The organism is Spirochaetota bacterium (assembly GCA_034190085.1).
Lineage (GTDB): Bacteria > Spirochaetota > UBA4802 > UBA4802 > JAFGDQ01 > JAXHTS01.
In genome coordinates, this window is the sequence record JAXHTS010000038.1 from 23,150 (window position 1) to 46,870 (window position 23,721).

Genomic DNA, 23,721 nt, shown 5'->3' on the forward strand with positions numbered 1-23,721 from the left:
AAGATGATACAAATTCAATAATTATGAGCTTTATAATAATGCTTGCTTTATATTAAGAGTGAATTATGTTAGCAATCATGCATTATTACAATGAAAAATGATTAGTTTTTAACATCATGCACCCTGACGGATATATGTAAAGGAGGTGATATATTATTGTTTAAGTTAATTTTAATTGTGCTGCTAAATAAGTAGCACAATTAAAATATTCTGCATTGGTATTACAATGAAATACATGAATGTTTTTCATTATATGTATATCTATGTAGAATTAATACAATTTATTATTAAAGGAGATTATTTTGAAAACAGTAAAATATGCTATAGTAATTCTATTGTTTGCGATGCTTTTCGCAAGTACAGTTGTTGCTGAAAACTATCCAACTCATTCTCAACTAAAGGCAGCACTTCGAACAGTAGTAGTGGATAAAAATGGAGGATTTGGTTTTAATATGTGGGCAACAATAGTAGACAGGGATGGTGTTGTAAAGGCAGTGGTCTTTTCAGGCGAAGACAGGGGAGATCAGTGGCCAGGCAGCCGTGTTATCTCCGCACAAAAAGCAAATACAGCCAATGCTTTCAGCCTGCCAGGTTTGGCATTATCAACAGCAAATCTCTTTTCAGCCGTTCAACCAGGTGGAAGTTTGTTTGGTTTGCAGTTTAGTAATCCCGTATCTACTAAGGTAGCCTATCGAGGGCCTTCAATTGCTATTGGAACAACGCTTGATCCAATGAAAGGTCGTAAAATTGGAGGGGTAAATGTATTTGGAGGTGGCTTGCCTCTTTATGATAATATAGGAAAGCTTATAGGTGCAATTGGTGTCAGTGGTGATAGCTCATGCGCAGATCATAATATTGCATGGAAGGTGCGTCATCTATTAAATCTAGATAATGTACCAGCAGGTGTAAGCGCTACCGGGGATGATAATATAGTTAATGATATAATCGATGGAACCAGCGCAAGTGGTTGGGGACATCCTGTATGTTCCTCTGAAGCAGAAGCAATAGCAGCAGAGCTTCCCAATACACACCCGATTGGGCCAAATCCATAAACTAATCTATTTAACTGAATACCAATATAATAACAGAATGATGAAATAAAATTGTTCAGTTAACTGCGCTTCAATGGGATAATATAAGATTTTTCTTCATGAAGCGCAGCTTCTATTGCTTCTTGTGGGATAAATAAATAAAGAACTAAAAGGAGGTAAAACTATGATAAAGCAAGCATTAGAGGGATTAAAGGTGTTAGAGTATTGTGATTTTGTATCTGGCCCTTATTGTAGCAAACTGCTTGGGGATATGGGAGCAGAGGTGATTAAGATCGAAAAGCCTGGTCTAGGGGATAAAGCGAGAAGGAGAGGACCATTCTTGAACAACATTCCACATCCTGAGAAGAGCGGACTCTTTCTATACCTCAACATCAATAAGCTGGGTATCACATTAAATCCAGAGACTCATACTGGCAAAAAGATATTAAAGGAGTTGGTAAAGGAAACAGATGTATTGATAGAGGATAGATCACCCAAGGAGATGAAGGATATGGGTTTAGATTATGAGAGTTTAAGAGAAATTAATCCTTCATTGATCATGACTTCCGTCACTCCTTTCGGACAAAATGGTACTCATAGGGATTATAAAGCCTATGATATAAATATGTATTATGGAAGCGGAATGATATATAAACCATTGCCACCTGATGATGAAAATCATCAACCTATGAAAGGGGCTGGGCATTTTGGAGATTATACAAGCGGTCTAACCGCTGCGATGGCCACATTATGCGCACAATATGTCCGTGAGAACACAGGAGGAGGACAATATATTGATATTTCAAAACAGGAAGCTCTAATTGCACTTCTAAGAGTCACATCAGTTACATATCCAAACTATGGATTGAGTGATTTTTCATTAGCTTCAATCGCAGGCGCAATGGGAGGACTACAGAGATGTAAGGATGGTTATGTAATGCTGACAACCGCTGAGGAACACCAATGGCAGGCTTTTATTAAATTAATGGGTGATCCTGAATGGGCAAAGGATCCCGATTTACAAGATATCTTTTCTCGTGCCAACAACTATCACAAGTTTGAACCATATATAAAAAAATGGTTAATGAATCATACTAAAGATGAGATATATCAGGGTGGACAGGCGCTTGGTTGCCCAGTCGCTACAATAAGCACAACTGAAGATATTGCAAATTCCAAACAGATGAAGGCCAGGGACTTTTTTGTTGAGATAGAGCATAAGGAAGCAGGAAGGTTAAAATATCCTCAAGCTCCTTATAGATTTTCCAAGTCCCCATGTGTTACACATCGCCCTGCGCCTCTTTTGGGTGAGCATAATGAAGAGATATATTGTAAACATCTCTGTTATTCGAAAGATGACTTGGTAAAGTTGGCAGAGTCTGGAATAATTTAATAAACCAAAGGAGAATATAAATGGATAAATTACCCTTGGAAGGTGTGAGAGTGTTAGATTTTACATTTGCTTGGGCAGGCCCATATGCAACGATGTTATTAGCGTTTATGGGAGCTGAAGTAATAAAGGTTGAGAGCAATACAAGATTGGATCACTCCAGAATGTTTTCTATAATTACACGTGAAATGTATGATGATGTAAATAAGTCAACAGTCTTTAATGATATGAATCTTAGCAAGTTAAGTGTTAATCTGAATTTAAAGGATTCCAGATCGATTGAAATTGCAAAGAGAATTATGAAGATTAGTGATATCGTTGCAGAGAATATGCGTCCAGGTGTTATGGATAAGCTCGGATTGGGTTATGATGTCGCAAGGGAGGTAAATCCCAATATCATATATCTCTCTTCATCAGCTCGTGGATCAGAGGGGCCTGAGAGAAGTTACTCAGGCTATGCTCCAGGTTTTGGAGCTATGGGTGGACTGTCTAATATAATAGGCGATCCAGATGACCCTCCAAGCATGATGGGAGGGGAGATGGATCTCTTAAGTGGAACTGCTTCAGTGTTCGCTATACTAGCTGCGCTCAATTACCGACAAAAAACGGGTGAGGGGCAGTATATTGATCTATCATCCTCTGAAGCAGGGAGCGTCTGTATTGGGGAAGTATTCATGGACTATTTTATGAATGGCAAGGTGCAAACAAGAGAGGGGAATAAAGATGGTATTATGGCTCCACATAATTGTTATCCATGTAAAGGGAATGACAGGTGGATAAGTATCGCTGTAGAGACTGATGAGGAATGGTCATCACTCTGCAATGCCATTGGGAATCCCGAATGGACAATCGATGAGAGGTTCTCTGATGCCTACAGTAGATGGAATAACCAGGAAGAATTGGATAAACTGATTGGTGAGTGGACAATACATTATGAAACCTTTGAAGTTATGGAAATCCTTCAAAAAGCGAAAGTAGCGGCCTTACCAAGCTATAACAGCCAAGATTTATTTTCAGATCCTCATCTTAAGGAACGAGAATTCGCTACCAAGGTTGAACATCCTTTAATTGGAGAAACAGTTGTGATTGCTCCTCCCTGGAAGACATCTACCCTTCCAGTACATGTTCAATGCGGACCTCTCTTTGGGCAACATAATGATTATGTTTTTGGTGAATTATTGGGTATGTCTAAGGATGATATCTCAAAACTGGTTGAAGATAATGTGATCTTTTAGAAATAATATACAATAGCTATATGCATATCATATTTAGTTAATGATAGACCATACATTCTAGTTAATAGAGCATATTTTTAGAGTATAAATTTCGAATATTGAAACGAAATATTTATTCGTTAACGTCATTTTTGATCAGTGCTTCAATTCTTTGGCAATTATTATTTCTCCTACAGCTTTAACAAATAGATAATTGTAGCAATTGTTACTAATGCGAATATAGCAGTAAGAATGAATGGCATTGAGTTTTTCTTTCTATATTGATCACCTCGCATTGGATTCCAATCCGGTTCAGACATTTTTGTAGGTGCATGTGGATTTGCAACTGGCTTACCACAATTAGAGCATTCAACAGCCCATTCTGAAACCTTCTGTCCGCAATGAATACATTTAACTATAATCATATTAATTCTCCTATAAATACTATTTCTTATATAAAAAATCATCCAATCTAACAAATTTAGAAAAAAAAGTAAAGAAAAAATTATTTAATTTCAATAGTAGTTAGCAAATTAAATTTTAGGTTCACGCCGCTAAAGCATGAATCTTGCCATACCCCCTGAGATAGTCATTTAAATTCATAGTATTCCAGAAATTATGCCAATGGTCTTCGAAATATTTACATCGCAGCCCTGCCATTGCATTCGCATGCTGGAGAGTCCAGCGCATACCCGTCAATTTTAACCGTCTTGCAACGATATATTCATTAGCTCTCTATTGTAATGGTTTAGATAATATCTGACACACCAATAATAAAACTGACATTTATTCCCTTATGGAAATATTATGGCTATCTCATGATTTGAGAGTTATCAAAAAGTGAAGGACTGATTTAAACTCTATAATTACTTAATAATACTAAAACCGATCTTCCTCAACTGATTAAATATACACACCCTTATTTTATTATGAAAGAAAAAATGAATAAGAAATTATATTTTAATTGATGATTATTCGATTTTATGATTTTGATACAAATATAGTGTATTTCCTCCACTCTAACTCTAATGGAACGGATATACTTTATTCAACTTGACTGACTTGTCAAGCAGCTACAAGCAGTTGAGATAGCTCTTTGAAAACTGAATTTTGAATTGGTAACTCCTTTTAATATTGTACTATCTCATTCCAGACAATGCGTCGCAATATATTCTGAATATTTTTTATAGAAGTATGCGTTTTATTTATTATTTACTTTTTCACATGTAACGTTAATAGCAATGCGGATCAGTAAAACATATGTAAAACAAACAGGGTACAGGTGTGTAACTATAGCCTTATATGGACGATTCTGATAATGCCCTAACCCTAAAAGCTGTTTAGCATCTTTGAAAAATACTTCTATATTCCAGCAAGTATTATATGACCTGATTATATCCGTCGCTTTCATACTCGGATGATCAATCTATAACCCGAATATATTTCGCTCAGAATTTTTTCTGGAAAAAATTACGTGAACAGCAGACGATCTACTTACTTCGACTTGACCTATATCAATATAGTGAAAGGTCATAGCGCCATTTTCTTTAGAAAGCTTCATTTTTAACTTTTTTTTGATCTATAAAAAAAATGCGTTATAAGGACCTACTTCAAGCTTTTTACCTCTGTTTTTAAAATTTCTATTTGATTTAAAGCTGATATGAAATGGAATCCTTTCTCACGACACGCTTTTGTCACTGTTGGACAAAGGTAATAAGTATCAAAAAACTACAACTGGAATTCCTTTTGGTGCCGCAAATGACTGAATGAGTTCAGCCGCAAGCTCTGTTAGCTTTTTTAAATATAATATTGAGTTCTTCACAATTTTTATCTTTTATATATAATCTTATGCCGTACGGAATGGTGATGTCTCTAACTCGTAAGGTTGCTTTGACATACTCATGGCCCTATATAGATTTTTAGATAAATGGATCGTGCACCCAGCCAAGGGCATCCATCTTTTTACATCGTTTGCCTTTTTTCGAATCATCAATTGTTAAAGATATAGCATCTTTTCTATTTAGCTTCAGCGAATCGAATAGATCATATGGTTTATGAGCTAATGCTGTCTCTGTATCCCATCGTGCTATATTCATGAAATTGTTATATCGTGTCCAATGAGGGAATTGCTTATTATCGAGATAGCCATGAAGCGATGTAATATTTCTTTCCTGGAAACAGCAATAAGAAGAACCAATTTTCGAAAATATTCGAAAGGGTCAAAACAAAATTCAGTTTTCAAAAAACAAAAAATTATCCAGCAAGGATGGGAAACAGACGATTTTGAACATAAAGGCAATAACTCCTAATGTATTTTGGTGTGGATACATCTTTCATCGGCTGTTTTGCCTTTTTTATTTGCCTTTTCCCTCCGTATGTTTTAAAAATCAGTCAAGTTGAATAAATTAATATTGGAAAGTATAGTAATTCATGAATAGATGCAAATTAAATAATCAATCGCTTTTACTAACAGACAGTAACAAAGGATTTTCGCTAATATGCAGCCTTCTTTAGATATAGGTGGAGACTTGATTAAACACTGGTCTCACCATCATCCAGATAAACCTGCTGTTATATATAGAGATCAATATTTAACTTGGTCTAAACTGTATGAACGGAGTCATGCTTTAGCTCAAGCCCTTTACGGCATTGGTCTTCGACCTGGTGACAGAGCAGCTGTAATGATATACAATCTGCCAGAGTATTGGGAAATTTATGTAGCTTTAATTATTCTCGGTGTAGGATTTATCCCTGTAGGGTATAAGTCAAAAGCACCGGAGATTGAATATATTGTGAATAACTCTGAATCTCGCTGCTTTTTATTCCATTCTGATTTTGCTCGTCGTATATTGACACACCGAGTAAGGTATAAGGAACTGTTTCAGGAAGGATTTATCTGCATTGGAGATACATCATTAAAAGGTGCTACAAGCTATAATGCTATCATAGATCATCATCCAACAGTAGACCTGAGTCTTCTTCCAAAGCAAACAGGTGAGACCATGATCTACACTTCAGGCACTACAGGCAAACCAAAAGGCGCATCACGAAGCAATATTGAGAGCATGGGCGAAATGCTAAAAACCTACATAGAAGCATTTAATCTAACTCCAGATGAAATACATCTTGCTTCCTGTCCACTTTATCATTCTGCTCCCCTTTGTTTTGCTGGAGCTAGTTTCCTTCTTGGAGGGACATTAATCCTCATGTCTCGATTTAAGCCAAAGGAATTTCTAAAAAATATTGAACGACACCGAGTCACCTCCGCCTTTGTTGTACCCATAATACTTAATTCCTTACTCAAGTTGTCTGAGAAAGAGATCAGGGAAACAGATCTATCTAGCCTTCGAGCCCTGGTTTGTGGAGGCGCTACACTGTCTCCTAAAATAAAATTTGATATCCTTGACAAGATTGGTCCTGTGTTATACGAGTTTTATGGATCTACTGAAACCGGAATTAATACCATAATAACACCTGAAGAAATACGAGATAGGCCTAACAGTGTTGGGAAAGCCATGCCATTCAATGAACTTGTCATATTAGATAAGGATGGCAATAAAGTATTAAATGGCAAACGTGGGGAGCTTTACATCTATAATCCCTTTTTGATTGATGGATACTATAAGAATGAGCAGGCCACACAGGACTGTTTTCGTGGTAAGCATATAACAGTAGGTGACATTGCAATACGTGATGAAGACGGATATTATTACATCGTTGACCGAAAGAAGGATATGATAATTCGAGGTGGTGTAAATATTTATCCTGCTGAAATTGAAGAAGTGCTGAATGGGATGCCAGGCATATCAGATGTAGCAGTGATTGGCCTACCCAATTTAGATTGGGGTGAAACAGTAGCTGCAATTGTGGTATGCGAAAATGATACGAAGATTACAGAAGAATCGATAAAAACATACTGCAAAGAGCGACTCGCACAATATAAAATACCTGAAAGCATTCACTTTCGAAAGCAGATTCTACGAAACCCTCAAGGGAAAATACTAAAACGAAGAATTAAAAAAGAATTATTATCTTAAACTTACCAGAGGGAATTCATGCATTTTTTGATTTCTGAATACCCTATGAAAGTCAGTCGGGGATGACTAATTATAAATTGACATATCATAACAAATATCAATCTATTTAATTATAATCTACTTTCGCAGATTGTAAAGAAATTTTGAGATGAGTGAAAGTATCAAAATCCTAAACTCAAAGCTCCATATTCCAAGCTCATTGGATATCATAAAAAGAGATAGAATATATCCTTTATTGATTGACATCACTAAGAAGAGACTCACTACAGTAATTGCAGGTGCAGGTTTCGGAAAGACAACACTGATTACAGAGGTATGTGAGTATTTAAACCTAGAAACAGTATGGTATCGTCTCGATAAATCCGATTCTGATTTCATAACATTCATCAGTTACCTAATTGCTGGTATAAAGAAATATTTTTCAAAATTTGGGATAGAAACTCATCAAAGAATAGAAGAGACCCGAGTTTTAACTCAAGAACGCGATGCTGTTCTTACTGTTTTTTTAAGCGAGATTGACAAACTCATCAAAGGTGACCTTATAATTGTACTCGATGATTATCATCTTATACAAGATAGCCAGGAGATAAACGAATCACTGAAATTCCTTCTTGAACATCTTTCTCCCTTAGTTCATCTGATTATTATCAGTCGCACCGATATAGGGTTGCCGATATCTCGATTAAGAGCCCAGAGACAGGTCCTCGATATTAGAGAAGAAAACCTTATTTTTTCCATTCCCGAAATCGAAGATCTCTATTTTCAATTATTTAATATCACTCTACCAAATGAAAGCCTTGTAACCCTCCAACAAAAGACAGACGGTTGGGTCTCTGGCCTTATCCTCTTCTATCACTCGTTAAAATGGAAAAGTCCAGATAAAGTTGAAGAGCTTTTATTGAAACTAAAGGGTTCTCATCAAATGATTTCAGACTATCTGGCTGAAAATGTATATGATCTACAGCCGGATGTGATAAAGGACTTTCTGATTAAAACCTCGATCCTCTCTCGGGTTGGTGCTGAGTTTTGTAATCAGCTTTTGGGGATAAATAATTCCAAAGATATCTTAAGCTATCTTGAAAGGAATCATCTTTTCACATTTTCCTCGAGTGATGAAAGAAGATGGTATTATTATCACCATCTTTTTCAGGAATACCTAAATACTAAATTAGAGAGTGAGCTACATCGAGAAGACATTATAAAACTCCACAATGACGCAGCAATACTCTGGGAAAAAAGGAGTGAAGTTGAGGAGTCAATAAGGCATTACCTGACAGCGGAGCAATTAGGAGAGGCATGCAGGCTGTTAAAGAATATTGGAAGCAAATTGATCAATGAAGGACGCTTTCAACTGATTAGTTCATATCTTAAGCAAATACCAGAGAGTTATATGAATAAAGAACCGTGGATTCAGTATATTCAGGCCCAGATACTGAGTATTTCCGGCAAACCGCAAGAGGCAATCCGAACCTACCAAAAGGCATATAAAACCTTTCGTAAATATGATTCCAGGGAGGGTACAGGTCTGTGCATGTATGCCTTAGGTTCCAGCTATTGTCGGTCAGGCGATTTTCCAAGAGCAGAAAGGAATCTTAAGAGATTGCACAATCAGGTTAAGGATAATAAACCCCTTTATATCGATATTCTGGGAACTCTGATATTTATTACATCCCATTTGGGAAAAATGACTGTTGCTGATCAATATTACAAAGAGGCTATTTCCTTATTGGATGGATCAGAAAACAAGGAGCTTCGCGCAATTCTTTACTTCACTCAGGGTTTTCGATATGTCTTTTCAGGGGACTGTATTAAAGCATTGGAGTTTGGAGAAAGGGCAAAAGAGATATCTCTGGAATTCGAATTTTGCCACTTGCTTGCTATGAGTTATCATCTTATCTCCTGGACTTATTACTATCTAGGCTTTTTTTTAAAAGGCCTGGAAAACGCCCAAAAAGGATTAGACTTAGTTAGAGAAAGGGGAATTCGAGATAGCACATATGCCTGGCTCTTACTGGATTTAAGTCTTAATGCAGCAACTCTGGGAAGGATAACAGAGGCGATCAGTGATGGTAAAGAAAGTTTGAGAATGTTTCAGGAACTGGGATATGGCTGGGGTCAAGTGTATGCTTATTACGTACTTCATAATACATTTTTTAAATCAGGCAACCAGCTAGTTGCAGAGGAATATCTTATATCTGGTTTAGAACTGGTTGAAGGAATGACATTGCCTCTGACAGAGGGATTACTGAAAAGGAGCTTGGCAAATATTTTACTGGATAAAGGACAATGGGAAAAGGCTCGACCCCTACTGGAAGATGCAAAAAGACTCCTTAGAAATTCAAAATTAAATCTCAGTAGAGTATATCTCACCTATGCCCGATTTTATTGGGAACAGAGACAAAGGGAAGATGCCATAAACATACTAATCTCAGCTCTCAAGCTTTGCAAAGCGAATCAATATGACATCTGGGTTGTTTCCGAAAAAAATTGGATAATCTCTCTCCTTGTTGAGCTTTTTGCCCTGAGTAAAATGAAGGACTATTTACAAAGAATTTTGGATAATATTGGCTTGTATGCTCGAGAGGAGTTAAGGCTCTTACAAAAAGATAAAAATCCACAGACTAGTAAAGCAGCCTCAATTCTATTGGATGAAATTAAGAAAGCACCTCCTCCGGGCCTTCGAGTCTACTGCCTTGGGACATTCAGGGTATTTCGGGGAGATGTTGAAATTCCGAATGAGAGATGGAAGAATAAAAATGCAAAGATGCTCTTTAAGTATTTTATTTATGCGCGAAACAGGGGATATTTATCTAAGGAAGTATTGATGGAACTTTTATGGTCAGAGAGAGATCCGAAAAAGACAATTTATTCCCTCCATAATGCTCTTACTTCAATAAGAAAAACACTGGAGCCAGAAATTAAAAGGGGAATATCATCTTCATATTTATTGAAAGAAGATGATTCGTACCTGCTTTATCTAGGAGAGGAAGGCTGGGTAGATGTTGATGAATTTTTGCAAGAATTGAAACTTGCCAAAGAGGAAAAAGATACTGAAAAGTCAATCTCACACTATCTAAAAGCTGAAGCAACTTATCGCAGCGATTTTTTGGAAGAAGATGTTTATGCAGAATGGTGCTTTGACCAGAGGGAGATGCTCAAAGGACAATACCTTGATCTACTAATGAAACTAATGAAACACTTTGAGAGAAAGTGGGACTATTCAAAGTGTATTGAATATGCAAGGAAGTATTTAGGTGCTGATAAATATGCTGAACATATCTATCAACAATTGATGAATTATTATTCCCTGACAGGGAATAAGACCATGCTTAACAAAACTTATGAAAGGTGTAAAGATAATATACTAAAGGAATTAGATTTCCCCTTAAGTAAAGAAACAGAAGAATTATATGAAGAATTAGTATCATTAACATAAGCCGATGAGTGTCTTGTTTGCTATTTAGGATTTTGTGATTGATCCAAGATAAATTGATTCCGAATTCAATTCTAATTTAGTGAAAGATATGATAGACATCATAATTACTATTATTTATACTTCTTCATGAAATAGAAGCAGTATATTGAGAAAGGCGGATCGTATGTTAAATAGAGTTGTAAAGATATTATCTAACCCTCCGATTATAATTTGACACTTATTCTCTCAAGGAGAATAAGTGTAAGACTTAATTCTGCTTAGTTAATAGGCAACTCCCATCCCTCAATTTTATTCCTAATCATTATTAATATTCCTCAATATTTTTACCAATTCCTGAATTTTTTTCTAAGTAATTATTAAGAAATTATTCTGGAATTATTGCTGTAGTGTATATTTATAACGATTTTGATTTTTCTTGGAATTTAGAAAAAGAATATTAACATATCAACAGTATAATCGACAGCAATGAACTCCATTGCATCATATGTAAAAACCTTCCTGGCATGTTTGAAGGAATTACCCAATGGAAATTCAATTGTCTAAGAAATAACGCGAATGTTAATTGCTGCTTAGAAAGTCAGTCAACTGGAGTAAATAGATTTCAAATATTATAAGCTTATGACTAATAATAATTACATAACTCGAATTAATGAGAGGTTGGCGTTATTAGTAGAATGGATACTCAGTTATCGATTGCTATTCATCATTTTATGCATCATCTTTTTTATTGGAGGGGCTTACTTAACACTATCACTACGGGTTGATAATTCCATAACAGTCTATTTTAAGGATAATGACCCCTCCCTTCAATTTTATCAAAAATTCAAAGAAGAATACGGCAATGATGAGTTTTTATATATTGTATACCGAATTAAGAAGGGGGTATTTAATCTGGATTCCCTAAAAATAACTGAAAAGCTAGTAGAAGAACTCGAAGGAATAGAATATGTTAAAAAAGTAAAAACCATTACCAATATTGAGTTAATTGAAGGCAATAGAAATGGCGATTTGAATATTTACAATATCAGGGATAAGTTCCCATCTACTCAGCTTGATGCAGATCTTTATATGCATAGGCTTCAAGATAAGCCGCTATATGCAAATGCCTTTATCTCCGAGAACGCAGAGTTCGCAGCAATTCTCTGTGAGATTGGAGACACACCAAAGGGCGATCCAGGCTATCAGTCAGAAATAGGTTCAGGTTTACAGCGGATATTATCCAAACAAGAGTTCAGTGATTTTGAATTCTGGCCAACTGGACAGCCTGTAATCGTTTCAGCAATTAACGATGCAGTTATAAAGGACGTTATGCTCTTTACACTTATTTGTGTTATCGTCCTTACAGCGCTACTCTTTCTTTTCTTCCGCAAAGTTAAAGAGATTCTTGCATTTAATATAATATATCTACTCGGTCTGATTTCTGTTATTATATTGCTGTGGATGAATGACTACCCAATTACTACCTTTACCTGCATAGCGCTACCCCTGTTATTTGCCATTTCTACAGCAGACGGAGTTCATATTATCCATGAGTATCAGACATATCTTAAAGCTGGGAATCCCAATAGGGAATCTATTCTTAAAACAATTAAACTGGTAGGATTCCCCTGCTTGTTCACAACACTCACAACAGTAGCAGGATTTGCTTCCCTTACTATCTCACCTATTCCTTGCATTCATGAATTTGGATTGACTATCGCAGTTGGAGTATTGGCTGTCTTTATTTTCAGTTTTACACTCTTGACAATATTCCTTTCTTTTGGAGGGGAAAAGAGTGAAAGGTTATATCATTCATACCAACAATTTGAAAGAGATAAGGAGAAAAGAGATTATGAATACATCCATAAATATATGGATGTAATGCTACAAAGAATAACAGATTGGGATAAAAGATACTATAAAAGAATATTAACTTTAGCTGTAATAGTATGTATGATTGCTTTTTATGGAATTAGCAAAATCAAGACTGATGCATCATGGTTAGCTGTACTCGGCGAGAAGATGAAGGTATTTCAGGATTATAAATTCGTTGACTCAACCATGGCAGGGTCTGGGAATTTTGAGATATTATTGGACACAAAAAAGAGAGACGGAGTTAAAACATTACAATCAGTTCAAACCCTTGAAAAAATTCAAAACTTTGCTAATAGTCAGGATTATCTGGTTAAAAAGACATTTTCAGTAGTTGATATTATCAAAGATATTAATTGCGCACTGCATAACAATGATCGTGAATATTATAGGCTTCCTTCTTCGGATGAGGAGGTATCCCAGTACATCCTGCTCTATGAAGTTACCGGAGGAGAGGAACTGGAAAAACAAATATCAGCAGACGTTTCAAGTGCAAGACTTACAATCTATGTAAAAAACACTAACACAACAATCTCAAAGCGCTTCTATGATGACCTGGTAGCTTTTATTGAATCTGTTAAACCGGCTGATTATACATATACAATAACAGGTTTATCTTTTATGGTACTTGAGTCTTTGCGCACCATGCAAGAGACTCTGATACTATCTATTATGCTTGCCCTGGCCATTATTTCAATTATGATGATATTTGTTTTCCGTTCACTAAAGATTGGGCTCATTTCTATGCTCCCTAATATCTTCCCAATTATTATTACCTTAGGAATTATGGGGCTATTTGATATTAGTCTGGATTTTTCAAGAACTCTACTTGGGTGTATTGGAATAGGTCTTGCTGTTGATGACACCATACATCTTATTTCGAGATATCGGCTTGAATTTGATCGACTTGGAAATTACAGGAAGGCGCTTGACGCAGCGATTATTGGGGTTGGTCATGCAATTACAAGGACCACTATCATATTGATCATTGGATTTGGCGCTTGTCTCTTTTCCAATTTTGAAGCTTTGGTTAGTTTCGGAATGATAACAGCGATATGCGTCTTTACCGCTCTGATAGCTGATTACTTTATCGCTCCTGCACTTATACTTGTTTTCAAACCCTTTGGGAAAGAATTTGATACAGGGAAGGTAGTAGAATGAATAAGCTTATTGAATTCACTTTTAAATATTGGAAATGGATCCTAGGGATAAATGTACTTTTGACTCTTATTCTTGGTTACTTCATTTTAGGAATAAAGGTAGATAATTCCATCGAAACCATGTCCGTAGATGGCGATCCAGAGCTTCTCTTGCTGCAGAAGACGGAGAAAGAGTATGGGGGAAATGAATTTGTTGTGGTTTCGTTCAAGGGAGATGATATCTTCACTACTCCTGTTCTTGCTATGATTGAGAGGATAACTACCAGGATAGAGGATGTTAAAAATGTGGAAAGGGTATTAAGCCTTACAAATTCTTCGACTATTGAAGGCGACTCAGAGGGATTTGGCGTCTATCCTTTACTTAAAGAATCATCTCTGCAATTGAAGAAACCAGAGGAGCTTAGAAAGGAGGTAATTAATAACAGGATATATAAAAGATGGCTCTATTCTGAAGACGGAAAATCAACATCTATAATTGCTTGGATAGTTCCAATGGGAAAAGATGATGCAGCAAGATGGAGGGTTGTAGATGCAATTAAGAATATAATTGATGAGGAAAAAGACAATAGAAAGTTTTATCTATATGGCATGCCTGTGTATCAAAAAGCCATTATGGATGCTATGATCAGGGATCAATTTCATCTCACCCCTATCGTACCTTTTCTAATGGGTCTCTTGTTATTCTTTTTCTTTCGTGATATAAAATTGTTAACCATTCCATTTATATTAATTGGAATATGCGCCCTTTGGGCATTCGGGCTTCTGACTCTATCCAGTAATACGTTAAATTATGTCACTAACATACTTCCTATCGTTTTGCTTATTGTCTGTATATGCGACTCAGTTCATATTATGACTCATTATAAAGAGATTAATAAAGATTATATACACAGAAAAGATGCCTTAAAGGATGTTATCATACGCATTGGTATTCCCATAATGTTAACCAGCATTACAACCGGGGTAGGATTCTTCTCCCTGGGAGCAGTGGTATTAAGCCAGTAAGGATTTTTGGTATTTTTACTGGTCTTGGCATCCTTTTTGCGTTTACAGTCTCCATTACGCTTCTCCCATTGATTATGTCAATTATGAACTTCAAAGAAGAAAAGTCTGGAGAAGATAGAAGCTTTAAGGCATTGGAGAGAATTCTTAATAGAACAGGAGGGTTAGTATACAGGAGAAAGGGCTTAATTCTAATAAGTATTGCCATTGTTCTGATATCGTTAATCGGCATGTTTAAAATTGAAGTAAGGCAGGATATCATTGCTATGCTTAAAGATAGTACTGAAATAGATGAGGCCCGTGCTTTCATAGATGTTGAGCTTGGAGGTTCATGCGAGCTTATTACGCTGTTTGAGGGCAAGGGAGAAAATTCAGTTATTGAGCCGCAAAATCTAAAACGAATAGAAAGGATACAGCATAGACTAATAACAGAAGTTCCAGAAATACGAAAGAGTATCTCTATCGTTGATTTTCTTAAAGAGATGAATCAAGCCGTTAACGGGGATGATCCGGATCACTATACACTACCTACGACTAAAGAACTCGCTTCACAACTGCTCTTACTATATTCCTTTGATGAAGATCAGGCAAACCTTCAATCGCTTATAAACAATGATTATAGCCAGGCAAGGATTAGAATGTTTAGTCTTAGCGCTGATGATTCAATAATTTCAAGGGCAGCCTTTGATAAAGCTGAAAGAATCATATTAGAGGAATCAAAAGGGACTAACTTAAAGATAAATCGCACAGGAAGACCAAAGATTTTTTTCAATATGGTGGATATATTGATTACAGCTATGGTGAAGAGTTTTTCCTACGCCTTTGTAGTAATCTTTATCATGATGGTTATAGTTTTTCGTTCTTTTAAGCTGGGCTTGTTAAGCATGATCATAAATATCATACCTGCTATAATAACATTCGGGATTATGGGGTGGCTGGGTATCCCACTTAATTTGATGACAGCAATGGTACCAAGTATTGCCATTGGGATTGCAGTTGACGATACGATTCATCTTATATGGAGAATAAAAAAAGAAATTGGTATTGATGGAAATTATAGAGAAGCTATTTTCCGCAGTTTAAGGAGTGTGGGAAAACCTATAATTACAACATCAGTTTTAATTTCAGTTGGATTCGCTGTCTTTTACTTTTCTGAGATAGTACTACTGACCGAGTTTGCATTTCTTACAATTGCCACTGTTGTTGGTGCACTTATTACTGATCTCTTTTTAGGCCCGGTATTGGTTTTAATATTTAAGCCAATTAAGATCCCAAAGGGAGAATGATGAATTGTAACGGAGTGGTGTTTGCTGTGTTCGGCGTTATTAGCTTATTATTTATGGGTATATGAGTAAAGTCTGAATGAAAAAAGAGGAAAGTTATGAAGAAAATACTTTATAAACTTCTCAAATATCTTTTAATAATGTGGGAAATATCACTATTAAGAAACTAATTGAACTCACCTTCAAATATTGGAAATGGATCATAGGGATAAATGTCCTTTTGACTCTTATTTTTGGTTACTTCATTTTAGGAATAAAAGTAGATAATTCCCTCGAGACTATGACAATAGACAACGACCCGGAGCTTTTATTGATGCAGCAGATGGACAAAGAGTATGGTGGAGAGGAGTTCGTTGTGATAGCATTCAAAGGAGAAGATATCTTCTCTCCCCGGATTCTATCTATGATTGATAGAATGACCAGAAGGATAGAGGATGTTAAGAATGTAGGAAGGGTACTCAGCCTTACAAATGCCTACACGATTAAAGGCACCTCAGGAGGATTTGGAACCACCCCTTTGCTACCCAAGACCTCAATACAACCTGAAGAACTAAAAGAAAAAGTCACTGCAAATAAGATATATAAAAGGTGGCTCTTTTCTGATGATGGAAAATCAACCTCCATAATCGCATGGATGGTTCCACTGGGAAGCGATGATGCTCTCAGATCGGAGGTCGTAAGTGAAATTCAAAGAATAATTGACAAGGAAAAAGACAATAGAAGGTTTTATTTATATGGTATGTCAGTAATATACAAAACCGTCTTCGATGCTATGGATAGGGATCAGTTGCATCTTACACCTATTGTGTTTGCTCTTGTGGGGTTGATATTATTCTTTATCTTTCGTAACCTTCGGTTTATTATTATTCCGTTCATAGTTATTACTATATGTGTGGTCTGGGTCGTCGGACTTTTGGTTGCAAGTGGTAATACTCTGAACTGGGTGACCAGCATAATTCCAATAGTCGTGCTCATCGTATGCATTTGTGATTCCATCCATATTATTACTCAATATAAAGAAACAATTGGGGAATACCCGAACAACAAAGATGCCTTAAAGGAGGCTATCATTCGTATCGGTATTCCGATCTTGTTGACCAGCGTAACTACTGCGGTCGGATTTTTCTCTTTGGGGCTCAACAAGATTAAGCCAGTTAGGGATTTTGGCATTTACACAGGGATGGGAGTCATCTTTGCCCTTACTACCTCTATCACGCTTCTTCCAATTATACTGTCATTTTTAAAACTCAAAAAGGAGAAATCCAGGGATGATAAGAGCTTTAAGGCAATGGAAAGTATACTGACGGGAATAGGAAAGTTCATTATCAGGAGAAAGGGCTTAATATTGACACTTAGTGTAGTAATTGTATTATTATCATTAATTGGTATTTCCAGAATAGAGGCGAGACAGGATTCCTTTGATATACTTAAAGATTCTACTGAATTGGTCGAAGCCAATAAATTCATCGATGTTGAATTAGGCGGTTCATGCGAGGTTGATGTGTTGTTTGACGGAAAGGCAGAGAACACCGTCATAGAACCGATAAGCCTGAAACAGATCGAGAGGATTCAACATCGGTTAGAAAACGAGGTGCCTGAGATACTTAAGGCAAACTCGGTCGTTGATTTCCTGAAGGAGATGAATCAAGCTATAAATGGAGATGACCCTGATTATTATTCTCTGCCTTCTACTAAAGAACAGGCCTCGCAATTGCTCTTGCTCTATTCCTTTGATGAAGATCAGGCAAATCTCCAATCACTTATTAACAACGATTATAGCCAAGCCAGGATAAGGACATTTACTATAAGCGCTGATGATTCAATAGCCACTAGAAAAGCCATAAATAAAATGAAACAAATTATTTCAGAGGAATTAAATACCGACTTAAAAATTGTTTTCACCGGAAGACCACTTATATGGTGCAATATGGTGGATTACCTGATAACGGGTTTGATGGAAAGTTTTTCCATCGCCTTTGTAGTAATTTCAATAATGATGATTGTAGTATTCCGTTCTATAGGGTTGGGGCTTTTAAGCATGATAATAAATGTTATTCCGGTAATAATCACCTTTGGGATTATGGGATTTTTGAATATCCCATTGAATATGACAACGGTCATGGTACCAAGCGTGGCTATTGGGATTGCCGTGGACGATACGATCCATCTCATGTGGAGGATGGTAAAAGAAATAAGTATTGATGGGAACTACGAAGGGGCGATGTTTCGTACCCTAAAGAGTGTGGGGAAGCCTATCATCACCACCTCCTTGATCCTCTGTGTCGGATTTTCAGGCTTTTACTTTTCCGAGTTAAGGCTACTTACCCAATTTGGATTTATAACCTTTGTCACCGTGTTTGTAGCGTTAATCGCTGATCTCTTTCTGGCGCCGGTATTGTTGTTAGTTATTAAGCCAATAAAAATTAAAAAAGGAATGCCTTCTATAGCCCTATTGAGAAAGGGATGAGAAAGGGATATGAGTGAAGTCAGAATTAAAATTGTTAAAGGAAATAGGAGAACTATGAAGAAAATATTTTTAGCACACAGCACCAAAATAGTCCATGGTGGGACTATTTTATCATGCTTAATAATATTGGTGGTCTGTTTGTGTATAGCCATTCCAGTTTTCAGTGAGGATGGCTACCAGATCATGCTGAAAAACTACAATATGGATGAGGGCAAGGATCAGAAAGCAGATCTTACGATGGAACTCATCAAGAAGAACGGCAAAAAAAGGGTACGCGAAGTGACCTATTGAAAGCTTGAGAGGGGGGACGAAGACAAAAGCCTCATGTACTTTCGCAAGCCAAAGGCTGATAAAGGAACCGCATTCCTTACATGGGAACACAAGGATAAGGACGACGACCAGTGGCTTTATCTGCCTGCATTAAAGCGGGTAAGGAGAATATCTGCCACGGAAAAGCATAAGTCCTTCATGGGCACTGACTTCTCTTATAATGATATGGCACCTCCACATCCGGATGAATTTGTACATAGACTTATAGGAGAAGAAAAGGTTGATGAGAAAGATTGCTATTTGGTGGAGAGCATGCACAAGACCTACTCTGGTGATGCAGCCTATAAGAATAAGAAGAAATATCAATACTCTAAAATGATATCGTATATCTGTAAAGATACTTACATGCTAATCAAGGGCAAATTTTTCGACAATAAAGGGAGGGAAAGCAAAAAATATCACGCGCGGGATATAAGGAATATTGATGGGATATGGACTGCCATGATATTGGAGATGGAAAAGCTCAAAACAGGTCATCGAACTGTGCTCACAGTAAGTGATATAAGATACAATACAGGCTTGAAGGACAGTTTCTTTAGCCAGAGGGAATTGAAAAAATCCCGGTAGGGAGAAACTAGATGCTACAGAGATTATTATTTTTAATCTTGGGCTTAAGTGTAGGCATGCTTCCCTACTATTTGTATGCAGAATATGACATATCGGGGAAAATACTTCACGACTCGCGCGTGCTGACCCGTAGGGGAATATACGAGGATAACAGCAAGGGGGAGTTCATTAAGTCCATATCACGTGTAGAGCTTAAGTTAAAAAGAACTGATGAGAGCGATTTTAGCCTCTTTGGTGAGTTGTGGGCCACTTATGACCATCTTGATTCACATCTTGAGCAGTATAACGGTAATACTGATGAAAAAAAGAGAATAGATTACGATGAGTTTTATATTCGGGAGGCTTATGCAAGCGCCAGTCTTGGGCCCATGGAGTTCAGGATAGGGAAGATTCTTCTCAACTGGGGAAGAGCGGATGAGATAAATCCTGTTGATATAGTAAATCCGGAGGATTTCAGCGAGTTTTACACCATAGACAAGGATGAGCGTGGTATTCCTATCCTGCTTTTCGATGGCCTTCTTTATATGGGCAACTTTATCCTGGAAGCAGTCTGGATACCCTTTTTTGAACCGACGAAAGTGCCCACAAAAGGGCCCTGGGCACAGAGGACGTTTATAGAATAACGAGAGTTGCTTGGCAATGAACAATTCGCATTGCTCGATTTCAGCGCAAAAGAGAACGAAGGCAAGCGAGATATTCTCAATTCCGAGACAGCGGCCCGCTTCTCCGGTCTATTGGGCTCCTTCGATTTTGGTCTGGTATTCTTCTACGGATTCAACGATCTCCCTGGCTTAAAAACAGAGGTAGACGATCTAGGCCAGCCTGCGCTTATAGTTACATATCGTCGCTTTCATGGATACGGTTTTGACTTTGCCTACTCTATTGCGGATTATGTTGGATAATAAATTACAAACAACAAAAGAAAACGAAAGTGTCAGATTAAATGCTGGATAGTACAGTTCTTCTCACTTTCTATAATTCCAGTCCATGCCCAACGGATCACCATGTCAGAATTTCTCCATCTTTTCACACGCCTCGTTATATTTCGAATACCGGCATTAAGATTCTCAATCGGATTTGTTGTACATAAACTCTTTCTTATCTCTTTATGTGCCTCTAACTTATGTAAAGTCAAAGTTTCCTCTAATCCTTCCTCCAATGATCTCGCAGCCTGAGGATAATCCTTACCTAATTTACTCTTAATATTTAGAAGCAGTCTCTTAGCTGTTTCATAGCTATCTGCATTATATGCTTCACTCATTGCATTTCGAATTGTCAATCTCATATGCTCTGGAACATAATCTGTAACATTCTTCTTCTTATGGATCTGGCATCTCTGAATAAGAAATCCTTTTCCAAATACATCATTCAACGCTTTCCTTGTTGCTTTGCCACCATCAATAACTGCTAATTTTAATCCTGATAAATCAAATCCTCGTTCTATAAGATTATGTAAAAGATCAGTGCAAACCCTGCTGTTCTCAGTAGAACTCTCCCAGGCTTCTAATGCAGACTTTTTACCTTCTTTATCTATGCCTAATACTACTATTACTGTAGTTTTCTTAAAAACAATGCCATCAATCATTAAAATCAAATATTCTTGTCTAATCGGTTCATTCCTCCATGCCACAAGCTTTGCCTCTGTCATAGCTATGAAGTTTCTGCTTACAGAACTCTTTGATTTACAATTTGTTCTCAGACCTAATGAACCCGTCTCAAGTGATCTCTTGTATTTCCGTGTAGATACTCCAATAATCATCTGTTCCATCTGCCTTCGGCTCAATATCTCACTATCTTTATATTTCTTGACCGTCTTAAGGTCTTTCTCTCTTTTATCTCTTATATTCCTCACTCGAGGATGTAATAATTTAACTTTCCTACCTCCAAATATCGTAGATGTCTCAGTCACACTCCATCTGCTAAATTCTCTATCTCTTATATGTTTATATCTTTCCCCACATATCTCTGTTATCTCATCTTCTATGAGTTCCGTGTAAGATTTTATCCCTAATGATATTATCTGATTAAATAAAGAATCCTCTACCTCTTTATTTAATACTTCTTCTTTAATATCAATAATACTTGCTTGATCTTTAATTACTCCTTTTTTATTGTTATCCATGGTGGCTATCTCATTTTAATTATATTTTTAACTTAGCCCATTATCTAATAATGGGCTTGGAGACGCCACCTAATTTACAACATTGAATGGGACATTCCCTCTGAATTATTTAGAGAGAAATTGAAAACATATAAAATGGTTTAGAGCATGAGTAGAAAGAGAGATTGCTGGGATAATGCATGTGCTGAAAGTTTCTTCTCAACATTAAAGATGGAAGAAGTCTATAAAAGAAATTATAAAACCACAAAAGAAGTACAGGAATCTATTTTTGAATATATTGAGGTCTTTTATAATTAACAGAGGATTCATTCTTATCTTGACTATATGAGTTCTGAAAAGTATAAAGAATTACAGCTGAAAAATATAGCGTAGTAATGTATTCAGAAAAATGATATAAGCCTACTTTTGAAAAATATAATTAAAAAAAAGTTTTACATTTGGGATTGCTGATATAACAATTGATAATTGTTATCATTTTGAGTAAGTAAAACCAGTAGATTAGCCAAAGGGGTGTTTTTTGAAGATTGGAGTTGATGCATATTATCTGTATTCCAGGATAAATACCGGGGTAGGCAACTATGTGCATAGGCTTTTTTATGAATTATCTAAGCTAGATTGTGAAAATGAATATTATCTTTACATGCCTTTCCTTAAAAATGCGGACCTGACAGAGGACATGTTTTCCAATCCGAATTTTAACCTGCGTGAGATCAAAGGGGTATTCATGAATAATCGCAGGTTATGGCTGCAAAGCCCATCTTTGAGAAAACAAATAAAAACAGACGGGATACAGCTATTCTTCGGAGGAGGGGAATACTTCCCTCTATTTTTACCTAGGAAGATTAAGGTGGCTGTAACGATACATGATGTTGTATTCAAGTTGTTTCCTGATACTATTACGATTGGGAATAAGCTATTCTATAATCTATTTTTTCCTTTTTTTATTAAAAAGGCAAACTGGTTTTTTACAGGCACAGAAACTTCCAGGAGTGAGTTGAAACAATACCTGAGGATTGATAAAGAAATTTTTGTTATATATAATGGTCTTGATAAGTCAAAGTATATACCGCCTGATGATATTGAGAAGGATGATTATATACTCTTTGTTGGAACTCTTCAACCCCGTAAAAACTTAAAAGGATTGATTCAGGCATACAACATTATTTCGAATAAGATAAAAGAAAGGCTTGTAATTGTCGGCGCGTCAGGATGGAAGAACAGTTCACTGAATACGCTGATAGGAAATCTTCCCGAGTCAACCCTAAAAAAAATTGATTTTAAGGGATATGTTTCCGGAGATGAGTTGATTTCATTATATCAAAGGGCAAAAATATTTGCTGCTCCCTCTTTACATGAAGGATTTGGTCTTATAATTCTTGAAGCGATGTCCTCTAAAACGCCGGTAATGTCAACAAGAAGGGGATCAATTCCGGAAGTATTCGGAGATGCAGTATTATATGCAGATCCTTTGTCACCTGAAGACATCGCTCAAAAGATACTGAATCTTATTCATGATGAAGCAGGAAGAGAGTCTTTAGTCAGAAAGGGGTTGATTTTAGCGGAGAAATATAGTATCAGGAATCAGGCTTTGGGGTATATATATATATTTAAATATATTTCTATTAATATACCAATGTACTAGCCAGCATTTAATCTGACACTCTCGTTTTCTTTTGTTGTCTGTAATTTATTATCCAGCATTTTTTATAGAGCAATATTCTTCGAATCTAGAAATGTTTGCATGGGCGTTTTTCCGTAACAATACTTGCCAGTATGAGTCCTCTCAACATTATATTCTTTTATCCAATCGTCAAGATCTTCTTGTAACTCC

General features: G+C 36.5%; 18 protein-coding genes and 1 pseudogene. 15 read left to right on the top strand and 4 right to left on the bottom strand.

Annotation, left to right across the window (positions count from 1 at the left end; translation table 11 throughout):
• Window positions 1-299 precede the first annotated feature (299 nt).
• The 3 genes from SVZ03_06985 (at window position 300) to SVZ03_06995 (ending at window position 3,656) form a co-directional block, all read left to right on the top strand.
• Complete coding sequence (locus SVZ03_06985; protein ID MDY6933953.1) at window positions 300-1,052, top strand: heme-binding protein; 753 nt, start codon at window positions 300-302, stop codon at window positions 1,050-1,052.
• A 163-nt stretch (window positions 1,053-1,215) separates the two neighbouring features.
• The gene (locus SVZ03_06990; GenBank protein ID MDY6933954.1) at window positions 1,216-2,424 is read left to right on the top strand and encodes a CoA transferase; all 1,209 of its coding nucleotides are present in this window, start codon (window positions 1,216-1,218) and stop codon (window positions 2,422-2,424) included.
• A 20-nt stretch (window positions 2,425-2,444) separates the two neighbouring features.
• Window positions 2,445-3,656, top strand: coding sequence for a CoA transferase (locus SVZ03_06995; protein MDY6933955.1), 1,212 nt, complete (start codon window positions 2,445-2,447; stop codon window positions 3,654-3,656).
• Window positions 3,657-3,826: 170 nt separating this feature from the next.
• On the opposite strand, the gene SVZ03_07000 is transcribed toward SVZ03_06995, so the two are convergent.
• On the bottom strand, window positions 3,827-4,060 hold the full coding sequence (locus SVZ03_07000; GenBank protein ID MDY6933956.1) for a hypothetical protein: 234 nt from the start codon (window positions 4,058-4,060) through the stop codon (window positions 3,827-3,829).
• Between the two features lie 1,494 nt (window positions 4,061-5,554).
• A complete protein-coding gene (locus SVZ03_07005; GenBank protein ID MDY6933957.1) occupies window positions 5,555-5,731 on the bottom strand; it encodes a hypothetical protein in 177 nt (58 codons plus the stop codon).
• A 402-nt stretch (window positions 5,732-6,133) separates the two neighbouring features.
• On the opposite strand from SVZ03_07005, the gene SVZ03_07010 reads away from it, so the two are divergent.
• From SVZ03_07010 to SVZ03_07055, 10 genes and pseudogenes are all read left to right on the top strand, one after another.
• Complete coding sequence (locus SVZ03_07010; protein MDY6933958.1) at window positions 6,134-7,672, top strand: AMP-binding protein; 1,539 nt, start codon at window positions 6,134-6,136, stop codon at window positions 7,670-7,672.
• A 148-nt stretch (window positions 7,673-7,820) separates the two neighbouring features.
• Window positions 7,821-11,108, top strand: a complete 3,288-nt coding sequence (locus SVZ03_07015; protein MDY6933959.1) for a tetratricopeptide repeat protein — start codon at window positions 7,821-7,823, stop codon at window positions 11,106-11,108.
• Window positions 11,109-11,765: 657 nt separating this feature from the next.
• Complete coding sequence (locus tag SVZ03_07020; GenBank protein ID MDY6933960.1) at window positions 11,766-14,120, top strand: MMPL family transporter; 2,355 nt, start codon at window positions 11,766-11,768, stop codon at window positions 14,118-14,120.
• Window positions 14,117-15,124, top strand: coding sequence for an MMPL family transporter (locus tag SVZ03_07025; GenBank protein MDY6933961.1), 1,008 nt, complete (start codon window positions 14,117-14,119; stop codon window positions 15,122-15,124). Before SVZ03_07020 ends, SVZ03_07025 begins: the two co-directional genes overlap by 4 nt.
• Window positions 15,125-15,207: 83 nt before the next feature.
• Complete coding sequence (locus tag SVZ03_07030; GenBank protein ID MDY6933962.1) at window positions 15,208-16,407, top strand: efflux RND transporter permease subunit; 1,200 nt, start codon at window positions 15,208-15,210, stop codon at window positions 16,405-16,407.
• 217 nt (window positions 16,408-16,624) lie between these two features.
• Complete coding sequence (locus SVZ03_07035) at window positions 16,625-18,871, top strand: efflux RND transporter permease subunit (protein MDY6933963.1); 2,247 nt, start codon at window positions 16,625-16,627, stop codon at window positions 18,869-18,871.
• Window positions 18,872-18,880: 9 nt separating this feature from the next.
• Window positions 18,881-19,162, top strand: coding sequence for a hypothetical protein (locus SVZ03_07040; GenBank protein MDY6933964.1), 282 nt, complete (start codon window positions 18,881-18,883; stop codon window positions 19,160-19,162).
• A gap of 30 nt (window positions 19,163-19,192) precedes the next feature.
• Window positions 19,193-19,768: pseudogene (locus SVZ03_07045) on the top strand (outer membrane lipoprotein-sorting protein).
• A gap of 11 nt (window positions 19,769-19,779) precedes the next feature.
• A complete protein-coding gene (locus tag SVZ03_07050; protein MDY6933965.1) occupies window positions 19,780-20,391 on the top strand; it encodes a DUF1302 family protein in 612 nt (203 codons plus the stop codon).
• A 6-nt stretch (window positions 20,392-20,397) separates the two neighbouring features.
• Window positions 20,398-20,670, top strand: coding sequence for a hypothetical protein (locus SVZ03_07055; GenBank protein ID MDY6933966.1), 273 nt, complete (start codon window positions 20,398-20,400; stop codon window positions 20,668-20,670).
• A 32-nt stretch (window positions 20,671-20,702) separates the two neighbouring features.
• Here SVZ03_07055 and SVZ03_07060 read toward each other — a convergent pair whose 3' ends face one another.
• Window positions 20,703-21,890 (bottom strand): IS256 family transposase, encoded by a 1,188-nt coding sequence (locus tag SVZ03_07060; protein ID MDY6933967.1) that lies wholly within the window; start codon window positions 21,888-21,890, stop codon window positions 20,703-20,705.
• Window positions 21,891-22,037: 147 nt separating this feature from the next.
• Between SVZ03_07060 and SVZ03_07065 the strand changes: the two genes are divergently transcribed.
• Both SVZ03_07065 and SVZ03_07070 read left to right on the top strand, forming a co-directional pair.
• A complete protein-coding gene (locus tag SVZ03_07065; GenBank protein ID MDY6933968.1) occupies window positions 22,038-22,187 on the top strand; it encodes an IS3 family transposase in 150 nt (49 codons plus the stop codon).
• 220 nt (window positions 22,188-22,407) lie between these two features.
• Entirely contained in the window at window positions 22,408-23,532 is a 1,125-nt protein-coding gene (locus SVZ03_07070) for a glycosyltransferase family 1 protein (protein ID MDY6933969.1), read from the top strand.
• A 62-nt stretch (window positions 23,533-23,594) separates the two neighbouring features.
• Here SVZ03_07070 and SVZ03_07075 read toward each other — a convergent pair.
• Window positions 23,595-23,721: IS481 family transposase (locus tag SVZ03_07075; protein MDY6933970.1), on the bottom strand; the 127-nt coding region annotated here is incomplete at its 5' end.